Annotated in this window: 11 protein-coding genes; 4 read left to right on the top strand and 7 right to left on the bottom strand. The window is 64.8% G+C overall.

Translation table 11 applies throughout. The features are described from left to right. Positions 1-8 precede the first annotated feature (8 nt). The 3 genes from ispH to rnhA are packed head-to-tail and all read left to right on the top strand — an operon-like array spanning position 9 to position 2421. Positions 9-974, top strand: a complete 966-nt coding sequence (ispH, locus tag OPU69_RS05940; protein WP_066114379.1) for a 4-hydroxy-3-methylbut-2-enyl diphosphate reductase — start codon at positions 9-11, stop codon at positions 972-974. Further along, entirely contained in the window at positions 974-1945 is a 972-nt protein-coding gene (gene thrB / locus OPU69_RS05935; protein WP_498509755.1) for a homoserine kinase, read from the top strand. The genes ispH and thrB overlap by 1 nt, the downstream gene beginning before the upstream one ends. A gap of 35 nt (positions 1946-1980) precedes the next feature. Then, complete coding sequence (gene rnhA / locus OPU69_RS05930; protein ID WP_498509753.1) at positions 1981-2421, top strand: ribonuclease HI; 441 nt, start codon at positions 1981-1983, stop codon at positions 2419-2421. A gap of 9 nt (positions 2422-2430) precedes the next feature. Here the strand turns inward: rnhA and OPU69_RS05925 are convergent, their stop codons facing one another. Together OPU69_RS05925 and OPU69_RS05920 are read right to left on the bottom strand one after the other, a co-directional pair. Then, the gene (locus OPU69_RS05925; RefSeq protein WP_498509751.1) at positions 2431-3582 is read right to left on the bottom strand and encodes a glycosyltransferase family 4 protein; all 1152 of its coding nucleotides are present in this window, start codon (positions 3580-3582) and stop codon (positions 2431-2433) included. 20 nt (positions 3583-3602) lie between these two features. Further along, a complete protein-coding gene (locus OPU69_RS05920) occupies positions 3603-4505 on the bottom strand; it encodes an alpha/beta fold hydrolase (RefSeq protein ID WP_498509749.1) in 903 nt (300 codons plus the stop codon). 37 nt (positions 4506-4542) lie between these two features. On the opposite strand from OPU69_RS05920, the gene OPU69_RS05915 reads away from it, so the two are divergent. Then, positions 4543-5958, top strand: a complete 1416-nt coding sequence (locus OPU69_RS05915; RefSeq protein ID WP_498509747.1) for a protein adenylyltransferase SelO family protein — start codon at positions 4543-4545, stop codon at positions 5956-5958. Positions 5959-6112: 154 nt separating this feature from the next. On the opposite strand, the gene OPU69_RS05910 is transcribed toward OPU69_RS05915, so the two are convergent. The 5 genes from OPU69_RS05910 to OPU69_RS05890 form a co-directional block, all read right to left on the bottom strand. After that, positions 6113-7369 (bottom strand): DUF445 domain-containing protein, encoded by a 1257-nt coding sequence (locus OPU69_RS05910; RefSeq protein WP_208597901.1) that lies wholly within the window; start codon positions 7367-7369, stop codon positions 6113-6115. A 17-nt stretch (positions 7370-7386) separates the two neighbouring features. After that, a complete protein-coding gene (locus OPU69_RS05905; protein ID WP_060978062.1) occupies positions 7387-10545 on the bottom strand; it encodes an efflux RND transporter permease subunit in 3159 nt (1052 codons plus the stop codon). Between the two features lie 184 nt (positions 10546-10729). Continuing rightward, positions 10730-11950: an efflux RND transporter periplasmic adaptor subunit gene (locus tag OPU69_RS05900; protein WP_081097143.1), complete on the bottom strand. Its 1221-nt coding sequence runs from the start codon at positions 11948-11950 to the stop codon at positions 10730-10732. 309 nt (positions 11951-12259) lie between these two features. Further along, positions 12260-12529, bottom strand: coding sequence for a GlsB/YeaQ/YmgE family stress response membrane protein (locus tag OPU69_RS05895; RefSeq protein ID WP_060978063.1), 270 nt, complete (start codon positions 12527-12529; stop codon positions 12260-12262). Between the two features lie 128 nt (positions 12530-12657). After that, complete coding sequence (locus OPU69_RS05890; protein WP_498509744.1) at positions 12658-13704, bottom strand: hypothetical protein; 1047 nt, start codon at positions 13702-13704, stop codon at positions 12658-12660. Positions 13705-13728: the final 24 nt, after the last annotated feature.

The raw sequence follows: 13728 nt of genomic DNA, 5'->3' as shown, positions 1-13728 counted from the left end.
TTCTGAACATGAGCGAAACCGCCAAGCCTCCGCTTCTCGTCAAGATCGCATCGCCGCGCGGCTTTTGCGCAGGGGTTGATCGCGCCATCGAGATCGTGGAACTGTCGCTGCACAAATATGGCGCGCCGGTCTATGTCCGGCACGAGATCGTGCACAACAAGTTCGTCGTCGACAGCCTGAAGGCCAAGGGCGCAGTGTTTGTCGAGGAACTGGACGAGGTGCCCGATGGCGTGCCCGTCGTCTTTTCCGCGCACGGCGTGCCCAAGGCGGTGCCGCACAAGGCGGCCGAGCGCGGGCTCAACTATCTCGACGCGACCTGCCCGCTGGTCTCCAAGGTCCACCGTCAGGCCGAGCGCCAGGTCGAGGCAGGACGCCACATCATCTTTGTCGGCCACAAGGGCCATCCCGAGGTGGTCGGCACCTTCGGCCAGGTCGAGCCGGGCCACATGACCCTGGTCGAAACGGTCGAGGATGTCGCCAAGCTGGCATTCGAGGATGACACCAAATTGTCCTTCCTCACCCAGACCACGCTGTCGGTCGACGATACGGCCGAGATCATCGCCGCGCTGAAGGAGCGCTATCCGGCGATCAAGGGCCCCAAGGCAGAGGACATCTGCTACGCCACCAGCAACCGCCAGGCTGCGGTCAAGGTGATGGCCGATGATTGCGATCTGGTGCTGGTGATCGGCGCGCCGAACAGCTCCAACTCGCTGCGTCTGGTCGAGGTTGCCGAGCGCGAAGGCACCCGCGCCAAGCTGATCCAGCGCGCGGTCGAGATCGAACTGCGCTGGTTCGAGGGCGTCAAGACGCTGGGTCTCACCGCCGGGGCGAGCGCACCGGAAATCCTGGTGCGCGAGGTCGTGGACATGCTGGGCCGCCATTTCGACGTCTCCGAAGAGCGGGTCAAGACGGTGGACGAGCGCATCACCTTCAAGCTGCCGCGCGCGCTGGCCAGTGAGGCCGATGCTGCCTGATGGCTGTCTATACGCATGTCAGCGCCGAGATGATGGCGCGGTTTCTGGACGACTATGACACCGGCGAGCTGATCAGCTTCAAGGGCATTGCCGAGGGCGTCGAGAACAGCAATTTCCTGGTCGAGACGCGCGGTGGCAAGGATGGCCACCGCTTCATCCTGACGCTTTACGAAAAGCGCGTCGCGCCGGAGGACCTGCCGTTCTTCATGGCATTGCTCGACCATCTGGCCGCGCGCGGCTGCCGCGTGCCGCGCGCGATTGCCGATCGGAGCGGCGTGCAGATCCGCGAGCTTGCCGGACGGCCCGCCTGCCTGATCGAGTTTCTCGAAGGCATATCGCTGACCGCCCCCAGCCCGGCCCAGGCATATGCAGCGGGCGAGGCGCTGGCGAAGATGCACCATGCGGTCGCGGACTTCCGCGGCGCGCGGGCCAACAGCATGGGGCTTGCCAGTTGGCACGATCTGGCAGGCAGATGTGCAGGGCAGTGGCAGCAGATCGATCCGGCGCTGGAGGGCCTGGTGGAGAGCGAGCTGGCCTTTCTCTCCACACATTGGCCGCATGACCTGCCGCAATCGGTGATCCACGCCGATCTGTTCCCCGACAATGTGCTGATGCTGGGCGATCGTGTTTCCGGGCTGATCGATTTCTATTTCTCGTGCCGCGATGCGCGCGCCTATGACCTTGCAGTGACGCACAGCGCCTGGTGCTTCTCGCCCGATGGCCGCAGCTTCGATTCGGCCGTATCGGATGCGCTCTTGCAGGGATATCACGCCAATCTGACGCTGAATCCCGAGGAAATACAGGCGCTTCCCATATTGGCACGCGGATCGGCGCTCCGCTTCACGCTGAGCCGCGCTTATGACTGGATTAATACGCCGCCCGATGCTTTGGTGACGCGCAAGGATCCGATGGCCTTTGCCCGGCGGCTGACATTCTATGCGGACCCGGCGCATGCGGGGCTGTTCGGCTGACCGGTCCATCGGTCTGGGGCATGGATAGAGCAGAGATGAAGACGGTCGAGATTTACACTGATGGCGCGTGCAAGGGCAATCCCGGCCCCGGCGGCTGGGGCGCGATCATCCGCTATGGACGCCACGAAAAGGAACTGTCGGGCGGCGAGCGCGACACGACCAACAACCGCATGGAGATGATGGCGGCGATCCGCGCGCTCGATACGCTTATCGAGCCCTGCCATGTGCTGCTCTATACCGACAGCAGCTATGTGAAGGACGGCATCACCAAATGGGTCGATGGCTGGAAGCGCAACGGCTGGCAGACCGCCTCGAAAAAGCCGGTGCGCAACGCCGATCTGTGGCACGAACTGATCGGCGCAGTTGCCCGCCACACGGTCGAATGGCACTGGGTCAAGGGCCATGCCGGCCATCCCGAAAACGAGCGCGCCGACCGTCTGGCGAGCGACGCTGCCGAAGCGATCATGCGCGGCTGAAGCGCGCTCTCAGCGCCCGAATTCGGGCCTGCCGATCGCGCGACCGTAAAGCGCAGCATAGCGTTCCAGCATCAGGCGCTCGTCGAACTCGGCCTCGGCTTTCGCGCGATTGGCGTTGCCGAGCGCGGTGCGCAGCGCCGGGTCTTCGGCCAGGCGTCGCAGGTTGTCGATCAGCCCCGCTTCGCTACCCGGCTCGCCGAGCAGCATCGCATTGTCGGGCGCGACCATATGCGCGACATCGCCGACCATGGGCGCGGCCACCGGCAGCCCCGCCGCCATGGCCTCCATCACCGAGATCGGCTGTTGCTCGCTGTCTGACGATAGCGCGAAGATATCGAACAAGCCGACATAGCGCGCGGGGTTCTTGAGGAAACCCGGCATCAGCAGCCGGTCGGCTATACCCAGGCGCGCCGCCTCCGCCTCGATCGCGCCGCGCTCGGGTCCCTCGCCGACGATCACCAGCCGCACCGGCCGATCGAGCGCGGCGACCGCGCGAACCAGCCGCGGCAGGTTCTTGACCGCGCGCAGCCCCGCCAATGTGCCGATCACGATCTCGCCATCGCGGCGCTGGAAGCCGGGGATCGCGCCCTTTTGCGGGCGTTTGGCATAGGCTGAGACATCGATGCCGTTGGAGATGCGACGCACCCGGCTGTCGGGCTGCTTCCACACCTTGAGCGCAATCTGCTCCAGCGTGTGCGAAGGCACGACCAGCGCATCAGTGCGCGCCAAGGCCACCATGCGGAACCAGTTGCGCTTGAGCTTGAGCTTGACCGCCTCGTCCTGGTTGAACCCGTCCTCATGGTGGATGACCGGGGGCAGCGGCGTGATCGAGTTGAAGATGGTGCGCGCCATCACGCCGTCCATCGCGCCCCAGTTATAGCTCAGGATCAGGTCGAAATTGGCGAAATAGTCGGCGAACTTGCGGTAGCGCGCGAGGTTCGGCTTGCCCGCCAGCGACGGCGCGTTGTTCGGAAAATCGGCACGGATGCCGGGCGCGATCGCCGCGCGCGCGCCGAGCGCATCGGGCACGGCAGTGAGGATCGTGTGCTGCGCTGCCTGGCCGAAATGGTTCATCAGGCGCACCGCCCGCGCCTCCTTGCCGCCAAGGTCGAAGGTGCTGTGCAGGTGCAGGATGCGCGCGGGCCGCGTGTTCGACTTCATGGTTTCAGGGCTATAGCCGGTCAGGCCTGGGTCGCAAGCGCCGCCGCATCGACTTTTGCCAGCATCCGGTCGATCGCCTGCGCCACCTCGGGCTCTTCAAGCGAAGGCGCATGGCCCTTGTTGGCGATCGTGAGCAGTTCGCCATGCGGCAGCATGGTCAGCATCCGCTCGGCCGTGGCTTGCGCGAACACATCGGACAATGCGCCGCGCACGATCAGCACTTGCGCCGGAGCGAGCCCTGTCAACGCGGGCCACAGATCGACCCCCGCCTCGCCGCCGGGCACCGCGAAGGGTTCGGCGATCTTCATGTCATAATCGTAGACGATGCGCCCGCCGGGACCGATCTTCATCGTCTTCTTGGCCATGTCGAGCCATTCGCTGACGCCATAGCCGGGGAAGACCGAACCTTGACCTTCGGACAAGGCTCGTGCGGCATGCATCCAGGTAGGGAAGGATCGGCCCTGCCCGACATAGTCGCGGATGCGCGCCAGCCCCTCGGCCTCGAGCTGCGGCCCGACATCGTTCAAGAGCGCGCCGACCACCCGGCCCGGCCGGGTCGAGGCGAGCAGCATGGTGATGAGCCCGCCGAGCGACGTGCCAAAGGCGACGAAGCGCTCGATCGCCTGCTCGCGCAGCAGCGCCTCCATGTCCTGGACATAGGTGAGCGGCACATAGCTCATCGGATCCTTGGCATAGGCGCTGTCGCCGCGCCCGCGCAGATCGACGCAGATCACGCGCCACTGGCCCGCCAGCCGCTCGGCGACCTTCTCGAAATCGCGCGCATTGCGGGTCAGGCCTGGAATGCAGATGATCGGCGGGCGATGCGCATGCTCGGGCGCTGCCGGATAATTGCGGAAATGCAGCCGCAAACCGTCGTTCGACCACCAGAACCCGTCGCTATAGCCCTGACTGTCGCTGGCCATGGTTGCATGCGCTCCCTTCACCCCCCACTATCGCCCGATGACAGCCGATCCGCAAGCCACATCGCCCTATCCGCAAGCCTACCGCGCCGACCCCGCCATCCTGACGATCGCCGATGCGATCGCGCATCCGGTCAAGGCGGCGAACTTCCCTGAAGCCACGCTCCGCTTCCGCAATGATCGGCACGCCGCAACCGTGGGGCTGGACAAGCTCGACGACAAGCGCTGGTTGCATCATTTCGGGCGCTTCAACCCGATGCCGGGCAACCTGCCTCAGCCGCTGGCGCTGGCCTATCACGGGCACCAGTTCCGCGTGTACAATCCGCAGATCGGCGACGGGCGCGGCTTCCTGTTCGCGCAGATGCGCGACGGCAAGGACCGGCTACTCGACCTCGGCACCAAGGGTTCGGGCCAGACCCCCTTCAGCCGCGATGGCGATGGGCGGCTGACGCTGAAAGGCGCGGTACGCGAGATCCTGGCGACCGAGATGCTCGAAGCGCTCGGCGTTAACACCAGCAAGACCTTCTCGGTCATCGAGACCGGCGAGAGCCTGTGGCGCGGCGACGAGCCTTCGCCTACGCGCTCGGCGGTGCTGGTTCGGCTCAGCCACAGCCATATCCGCTTCGGCACCTTCCAGCGCATCGCCTATGAGGATGACGAGGCGAAGATGCGCCGCGTCGTGCGCTATGTCCTCGATACGCTCTATGGCGGCCAGACGGAGGAGAACGAGGCGGCGCTGCTGCTGAACCTCGCGGTCGAGCGGATGGCCGATCTGGCGGCGAGCTATATGGTCGCAGGGTTCGTGCACGGGGTGCTCAACACCGACAATATGAACATCACCGGCGAGAGCTTCGATTACGGCCCATGGCGGTTCGCGCCCAAATGGGACCCGGGCTTTACTGCCGCCTATTTCGACCATTCGGGCCTCTATGCCTTTGCCCGCCAGCCCGAGGCGATTCACTGGAATCTCGGCCAGCTGGCGGTCGCGCTGCGGCTGATCAGCGAGGCTCCGCCGCTGATCGCCGCGCTCGAACGGTTCGGACCGCTCTATCAGCAGGCGCTGGCGCGGCGCTTCTGCTGGCGGCTGGGCGTCGTGCCGCAAGGAGTGGAGCAGGACCGCGTGCTGATCGCCGCCGCCGAAGCGCTGATGCTGAAAGGCGGCGTCGGCATTGACGATTTCTTCTTTGCCTGGATGGGCGATGCGGCGCCCAAATGCCCGGCGGCGCTGAACGGCGAGCCGGGCGAGACCTTGTGGGCGGATTTCGGCGCGGTGAAGGCGGGCTATGCCCCGACGCGCGACCGGTCGCACCCTTATTGGCAGGGCGATGCGCCGCAATCGATGCTCATCGATGAAGTTGAGGGCATCTGGGCGGCCATTGCCGAACGCGATGATTGGGAACCGCTATACGCCAAGGTCGAGGCGGTGCGCGCAATGGGTGAGGCTTTGGGGGGCTGACACGGGGGTTCTTCAAACGTCATCCTGAACTTGTTTCAGGATCCATCGCGCCGCAAAAGCCGAAGCCGCGTGACGAAAGATGGACCCTGAAACGAGCCTGTCCTGAGCGAAGTCGAAGGGTTCAGAGTGACGGGATGAGGTTACAGCTGCGCCTTCACCCCAACCACACCGTCGCCGCGTGGATCGTCAAACCCACCAGCCCGCCGACCAGCGTCCCGTTGATGCGGATGAACTGCAGGTCCTTGCCGACCGCATTCTCGACCCGCCCGGTAATCGTCTGCGCGTCCCAGCGGCGCACCGTTTCCGACACCAGCCGCACGATCTGGTCGCCATAGCGGTTGGCGATGCCCACCAGCGTCCTGCGGGCGAAGCGGTTGATCTGCGTCTGCATGCGCGCATCGTTGATCAGCGATTCGCCGATCTGCTTCAGACCATCGCCGAACTGGCCCGAAAGCGCATTGTCGGGATCGCGTGCAGCGCGGAGCAGCGCGGCGCGGCTGCGCTCCCACAGCCCGTCGAGCCAGCGGGCCATCGCCGGGTTGGCGAGCATCTCGGCCTTGATGCCACGCACCTTGTCCTGCATCTCGGGGTCGTGGAGCAGGCGATAGGCGAGCGTCTCCAGCCCCTCCTCCACCTTGTGGCGCAGCGGATGGTCGACATCCTCCGCCATGTCGAACAGCAGGTTGTGCAGGCCATCGATGATGCCGGTGGCAAGCCGCTCGTCGAGCCCGGTCCAGCGCATGATCGAATTGGCGCGCGATCGCACCATGTCCTTGAGCAGCTCCTCGTTGGCGAAAAGCGTGCGCTGGGTCCATTTGACGATGCCGTCCATCAGCGGCAGGTGGCGGTTGTCGGCGATCGCGGCGCTGAGAATCTGACCGAGCAGCGGCGCGACGTCGAGCTTTTCGAGCTGGACCTTGAGCGCTTCCTTGGCGTTTCCGCCGAGCCGGTCCTGGTCGAGCGATTCGAGCACATCGGCGACCATGTTCGATGCGCCGAGCCGCAGCCGCCCCTCGCCCCCGGTGGGCTGCACCAGAAAGCGCCCCGCCGCTGCGGCGACATTCATGCCGCGCATCCGCCGCGCGACCACCAGAGGCGTCAGGAAGTTGCTGCGCAGGAACTGCGCCATCGTGTCGCCGATCCGGTCCTTGTTGCGCGGGATGATCGCGGTGTGCGGGATCGGCAGGCCCAGCGGATGGCGGAACAGCGCGGTGACCGCGAACCAGTCGGCCAGTCCGCCAACCATCGCCGCTTCGGCAAAGGCGCGCACATAGCCCCAGCGGTCATCGACATGCCCCTCGGCCCAGTGCGTCGCGAGGAACACGCCCGCCATCACCACCAGCATGCCGGTAGCAATGGCCCGCATGCGCCAGGCCGGATCGGTCTGGCGAAGCGCAGGCACTGGCTGCATTCTCAGATCCGGACCACTCACTCGGCCGGCTGGACCTCTGGCGTGTCGTGGCGGTTATCGCCCGGCTTGTAGGTGAGCAGCCGGTTGCGCAGCCACGGCCCGACGCGCTTTTCGACGCCATCGGCCAGGCTGAAGCCTGCCGGCACGATCACCAGCGTCAGCAGCGTCGAGACGATCAATCCGCCGATCACCACCGTACCCATCGGGGCACGCCATGCACCGTCGCCCGAGAGCGACAGCGCAGTCGGGATCATGCCGAACACCATCGCGACCGTGGTCATGATGATCGGCTGCGCGCGCTTGTGCCCGGCATCCATGATAGCCTCGTGCTTGGGCACGCCCCGATGCATTTCCTCGATCGCGAAGTCGATCAGCAGGATCGAATTCTTCGACACGATGCCGAGCAGCATCAGCACCCCGATGAGCACCGGCATCGACACCGGCTGCCCGACAACCCAGACCAGGAATATTCCACCCAGCGGCGCAAGCGCCAGAGAGCCCATGTTGACCAGCGGCGACATCAGCCGCTTGTAGAGCAGCACCAGCACCGCAAAAACGAGCAGCACGCCCGAGACCAGAGCGATGATGAAGTTGAGGATCAGTTCCGCCTGCCATTCCTGCTCGCCAAAGGGCTTGTTGCTTACCCCGGTCGGCAGGTTCTTCATGATCGGCAGGTTGTTGATCTTCTCCATTGCCTGGCTGGTCACGACGCCCTGGGCAAGATCTGCGCCGACGAACACGCGGCGCTCCTGATTGTAGCGCTGGATCGTGGTCGGGCCCGAACCGAACGAGATGTCGGCGACACGGCTGAGCGGCACGGACCCGCCAGCAGCGGTCTGCACCGGCAGGTTCTGTATGGTCTCGAAATCGTAGCGCGATTCCTTTGGCAGGACGACGCGGATCTGGATCTGACGATCAGACAGCGAGAATTTCGCTGCATTCTGCTCGATCTCGCCCAGCGTCGCAATCCGGATGGCCTGACTGAGTGCGGCCGTGGTGATGCCCAGCTGCGCCGCCAGGTCGGCGCGCGGCTTCACGATGATTTCAGGCCTGCGCATGTCGGCGTTGACACGCGGTCCGGTTACCTCTTTCAGCCCTTTCATCTGTTCGACAAGCGTAGCTGCCGCGCTATCCAGCTTGTCGGGGTCAGAGCCAGTAAGCATGATCGAGATATCACGATTGGTGCCGCCACCACCCGATTGCGATGCGAAGGTCACCCGCGCGTCGGGAATGGCCTGAAGCGTCGGGGCCAGATCTCGTTCGAACTCAAACGACTTCTTCTTGCGATCCTTCTTGAGCGTGACGAAGATGGTGCCATTGCCCTCGCGAATGCGGATCAGTGCGCGCTCGACTTCGGGCTGCTTGTACATGATCGCGGCGACCTTGTCGGCCACCACCTCGGTCTGCTCCAGCGTCGTGCCGGGCACCATCTCAATCTGGATACGGCTGTTATCCTCGTTGATCGTCGGCTGGAACTGAGCCGGCGTAATCATGAAGAGGACAACGGTGAGCACAAAGGCAAGCATGCCGATTCCCATCATCCAGACGCGATGATCAAGGAACAACGCGACCAGCTTGCGGCCTAGGCTGGGATTGGGTCCCCTAAAGGCCTTGGCCCGGCTCTGGTCGAGCGAGAAGCCCAGAACCTTCATGTACATGTCCATCAGGCGGCCCTCGCCGTGCGAGGCGTGGCCCTTCGCTTCCAGAAAATAGGCCGCGATCATCGGCGTGATCATGCGCGCGACAGCAAGGCTCATCAGCACCGAAACGACGATGGTGAAGCCGAAATTCTTGAAGAACTGGCCCGAAATACCAGGCATCAGGCCCACGGGCAGGAACACTGCGACGATACAGAACGATGTCGCGACCACCGCCAGGCCGATCTCGTCCGCCGCGTCGATCGATGCCTGATAGGCCGATTTGCCCATGCGCATGTGCCGGACGATATTCTCGATCTCCACGATCGCGTCGTCGACGAGCACGCCCGCGACCAGGCCGAGCGCGAGCAGCGACAGGAAATTCAGGTTGAAGCCGAGCAGATCCATGAACCAGAATGTTGGGATCGCCGATAGCGGAATGGCAATCGCCGAAATGATCGTCGCACGCCAGTCGCGCAGGAAGAAAAACACCACGACCACCGCCAGCACCGCGCCTTCGACCATCGCCGAGATCGAGCTTTCGTACTGACCCTCGGTGTATTCGACACTGGTGCCGAGCGGGATGAACTCGATTCCAGGATTCTCCTTCTTGAGCTCGTCCATCGCCTTGAGAGCTTCGTAATAGACGGTCACGTCCGAAGCTCCCTTGGACCGCGTCATGGCAAAGTTCACGACCTCCTTGTCGCGCACCTTGCTGATCGAGGTCGGCTCGCCATAGCCGTCAGTGACGGTCGCGATATCGGTGAGCTTTACGGTGCGCCCGTTGCCGAGCGGCACCTGGGTCTGCGACAAGTCGAAAGCAGTATCGGCATTGCCGAGCACGCGGAGCGACTGCTTGGTGCCACCAATATCTGCACGGCCACCGGCAGCATCGATATTGATCTGGCGCAGCGCGTTGTTGACCTGCGAGGCCGTAACACCCAGCGACTGCATCTTCTGCGGGTCCAGCACCACGCGGATTTCTCGGTTGACCCCGCCAAAGCGGTCGATTTCGGCCATCCCGTCGATCGCGAGCAATCGCTTGGTCACCGTATCATCGACGAACCAGCTCAGCTGCTCGATCGTCATGTCGTCGGCTTCGACCGCATAATAGGCGATTGGCTCGCCAGTAGCGTCGACCTTGGTCACCGATGGCTCCAGAATGCCCTCGGGCAAACTGCCGCGGATCTGGTCGACCGAATTTTTGACCTCGTTCACCGCTTCGATGACATCCGTGCCGATCTCGAATTCGACAAAGGTGCTCGACGAGCCTTCGCTGGCGGTCGAGCTGATATTCTTAACACCATTGATCGACCGAACGGCGGATTCGATACGCTGGGTGATCTGGTTCTCGATCTCGGTCGGGGCTGCGCCGGGCTGCGAGATGACGACCTGCACCGCCGGGAAGTCAATGTCCGGATTGTTCACCACATCCATGCGCATGAAGCTGAGGATGCCGGCGAACAGCAGGCCGGTGAAGAAGACGAGCGGGATGATCGGATTGCGGATCGACCAGGCCGACATGTTCCGGAAGTTCATCGCTTTTTCCTCGTCCCGCCGGGCGCTGCGCCCGGTCCAGCTACGTTATCCCAATACGGCCAGATGCAGGCCCCATGCAACCCGTGCGGCCCGGCAGGAACGCCACCGGGCAGCCCCTCTCGACCAACGCACGCACCCTTTCGACAACCGGCAGCGGCAAGGGCCGCGCGCCGTACCCGCCAGGTCAGCCGCGCTTGCCCTGCATCTGCGGGCGCACCGTCTCGCCGGGATTGAGGAAGCCGCCTGCATAGAGCACGACGCGTTCCTTGCCGCTGATGCCCGTCGCGATCGCGATGCCGCGCGGCGTCACGGTGCCGGTGGTCACGTTGCGCCGCTCGACCTTGTTGTCCTTGTTCACGACATAGACATAGCTGCCCTTGTCGTCGCTGAGCACGGCGGATTCAGGCAGCACGGGGGCCTGGCTCGATCCGCTGATCACCGCAGCGCTGGCAAAACCGCCCGGACGCAGCGCCTTGTCATAGCCGAGCGCGATGCGCGCAATGCCCTGACGTGAGGTCTCGTTGATGATCGGCGCGACTTGCCAAACCCGGCCGCTGAAGGTCCGGTCGGTGCCGACCGGGCGCACATCGGCGCGCACGCCGACGCTGAGCGCGGCAAGATCGGCCTCGCCCATCTGCGCGCGCAGCTCCATCTCGCCGCCAGCAGCCATGCGGAACAGAACGCCGCTGCCGCCGCCGACCACCTGACCGGGTTCGACATTGCGCTCGAGCACCAGGCCCGATTCGGGCGCGCGGATGCTCAGGCGGCCATTGCGCGCCTGCGCCTCGCGCAGCTGAGCCTTGGCCACCTCGACGCGCGCCACCGCAGCATCGCGCGTCGCGCGTCGGCGATCAACATCGGCCTTGGAGATGAATCCGCGACCCACCAGCTGCAGCGCACGGTCGAGCTCGTTCTGCGCGAGCACCGCATCGGCCTGGCTGACCTCGATCTGCGCCGCCAGCGAGCGGGCCTGCTGGGTCTGGACATCCTGATCGATGACCGCGAGCACTTGGCCCGTGCGCACCCAGTCGCCCGGCTGCACCAGCACGCGGATCACCTGGCCGCCTTCGCCTGCGATGCCGATCGGCATTTCACGCCGTGCAGCCAGCGTTCCTGTGGCGTTGATGACGCGCTCGACCGATCCCGATCCGGGAACGATCACGGTCACTGCCGGTGCCTGCGATTCGCTCTCGCCCGCGCCGGCCTTCGCGCCCTCGCCTGCAGCCGTCTCGGGCTTGCCGCCGAAGAAATACACCCCCGCCGCCACCAACAAGGCGAGGACAACTATGGCAACGATGATGTTGCGACGCCGCCCCGAACGGGCCTCGACGTCACCTTCCGATCCATAAAGATCTTCGCTGCGTGCGGTGATGGTGTCGCCGCCAAAGCTGCTTTCGTAATTCATTGCCCGATCCGTCCAAACCTCGTGGCTCTCCGCAACAGTCCGCATCGATCGACGCGCGACCGATCTTGCGATCTGCGGAGACCATGCCCCCCGGAAACGCCCATGCGCTCGGGAAACGTCATGGCACTGTGTTATCCAATTAAGTCACCACGCGCAAGCCATAATGCTGCGCTGCACGCGGCGCGCTTTAGAACCTGTCAGGCAAGATGGCAATTGTTGGAGGTTAATGCGCGCAGCAAAAAGGGCACCGGAGCCATGCACCGGTACCCTTTGTGGATGGATAAGCCCCGCTTTGCGGGCGGTGGGCTGTTAGCGTGCGCGACCGCGCTGCACCAGGTTGACGATCGCCAGCAGGACGACCGCACCCAGGAACGAGGTCAGCAGGGTCAGCGGATCAAATGCGTCCGCGCGCAGGCTGCCGCCGCCGATCAGTCCGCCGAACAGGAACCGGCCGAGCACCGAACCGATACAGCCGACCACGACGTTCCAGAAAATGCCCATCTGCGCGTCGCGGTTCATTACCTTGCTGGCGAGCCAGCCCATGATGCCGCCCATGATCAGCGCCAGAATCAAACCCATGTCTTCCTCCTGTTTTGTCCCGATGCCGCGGCCCGGGAAAAACGGGGTCGGTCATCCTGGCTGGGTTACGGCAGAGCGACGGAACGGTTCCCCGCCACGACGAACGAATGCCGGGAACAGCAAGGATTTTACAGGCTGAGCGGATGGGGCAGATCGAGTGCAATGCCGTTCACCCGGGCCACCTCGAGCGCCCAGACATGCACCTTGTCGATCTCGTCGCCATAGGCGCGGCGGGCAAAATCCTGCTCGGCCGCGCGATCTTCGGCGCTGAATGCCTGGCCGAACTTGGAATGGCTGGTGAGCGCTGAGTTGGCGAGCATCGCCTGTTCCAGCGCAGGGGAGAGTTCGAGGCCGAAATGGCGTGTCAGCGCCCTGAGATGCTCGGGCTTGGCAGCGGTCAGCGTTTCGCTGTCGAGCGTCGCCACCCGCGCGGGGCCCAGCGCGCGCGCAATCTGCCCGAACTGGCGATGCTGCACGAGCCAGCCGACCGCCGCGACCTGCAGATCGCTCTGACGGAAGAAATCCGCCGGGCCGAAGCCCAATTCGACCCCACCCTCGCGCAACTGGCCCTCGAGCAGCTCGCGCGCCCAGAGGCGGCACCAGAGCCCCTTGCGCGCGACCGAGGCGAGGAACACCGGGAGCGGCGCGTACAGCAGCAGCGCACGGCTTTCAGGGCGAAGCGCCATCGCCGCCTGGATCAGCGGGTTGAAGATGTTCGACGGCTTGACCACCACCGCTTCGCCGGGGCCGAACGGGCGCTGCAGCAGCGCAAGCGACGCATCGAGCACGGCGGCGACCTGGCGCCGGTCGGCCCCGCGCCAGCGCCAACCCATCATGTCGTTGCAGAGCATCGGCTCGGAGAGGCCCATGGCAAGGCCCGGCACGTCGAGCGCACGCACCAGCATGGTCGACGCGCAAAAGGCCGAGTGGAAGATGAAATGGAGCGGTGCACGATCGGCGCCGGCAGCAAGCACCTGCTGACGCGGCACAGGAATGATCCGGTCGGCCTCGCCAAGATACTCGTCGGTGAGGAAGGTGGCCTTGCGGTGCTGCTCGCGCGGGACATGGCGAAACTGGAACGCGTCCTGCGCCGCGTCATAGCGATGCGCATGCCAAAGGGAATCGCGCACCAGAGCGGCCTTGTCGCCGGAGAAATCGGGGCCGGTATCGGTCATCGCGGCGATCCTTGCCAATCCCCC

Source organism: Blastomonas sp. 34TW (assembly GCF_059803595.1).
The sequence above is the reverse complement of the archived record's forward strand: the minus strand, read 5'-3'. Positions and strand labels throughout refer to the sequence as shown.

Excerpts from the sequence above, each read along its gene's own strand:
- ispH (WP_066114379.1), top strand. The coding sequence starts at position 9 with ATGAGCGAAACCGCCAAGCCTCCGCTTCTCGTCAAGATCGCATCGCCG.
- OPU69_RS05920 (WP_498509749.1), bottom strand. The coding sequence starts at position 4,505 with ATGGCCAGCGACAGTCAGGGCTATAGCGACGGGTTCTGGTGGTCGAAC.
- OPU69_RS05900 (WP_081097143.1), bottom strand. The coding sequence starts at position 11,950 with ATGAATTACGAAAGCAGCTTTGGCGGCGACACCATCACCGCACGCAGC.
- OPU69_RS05895 (WP_060978063.1), bottom strand. The coding sequence starts at position 12,529 with ATGGGTTTGATTCTGGCGCTGATCATGGGCGGCATCATGGGCTGGCTC.
- OPU69_RS05890 (WP_498509744.1), bottom strand. The coding sequence starts at position 13,704 with ATGACCGATACCGGCCCCGATTTCTCCGGCGACAAGGCCGCTCTGGTG.
- OPU69_RS05925 (WP_498509751.1), bottom strand. The coding sequence starts at position 3,582 with ATGAAGTCGAACACGCGGCCCGCGCGCATCCTGCACCTGCACAGCACC.
- OPU69_RS05905 (WP_060978062.1), bottom strand. The coding sequence starts at position 10,545 with ATGAACTTCCGGAACATGTCGGCCTGGTCGATCCGCAATCCGATCATC.
- rnhA (WP_498509753.1), top strand. The coding sequence starts at position 1,981 with ATGAAGACGGTCGAGATTTACACTGATGGCGCGTGCAAGGGCAATCCC.
- OPU69_RS05910 (WP_208597901.1), bottom strand. The coding sequence starts at position 7,369 with ATGCAGCCAGTGCCTGCGCTTCGCCAGACCGATCCGGCCTGGCGCATG.
- thrB (WP_498509755.1), top strand. The coding sequence starts at position 974 with ATGGCTGTCTATACGCATGTCAGCGCCGAGATGATGGCGCGGTTTCTG.
- OPU69_RS05915 (WP_498509747.1), top strand. The coding sequence starts at position 4,543 with ATGACAGCCGATCCGCAAGCCACATCGCCCTATCCGCAAGCCTACCGC.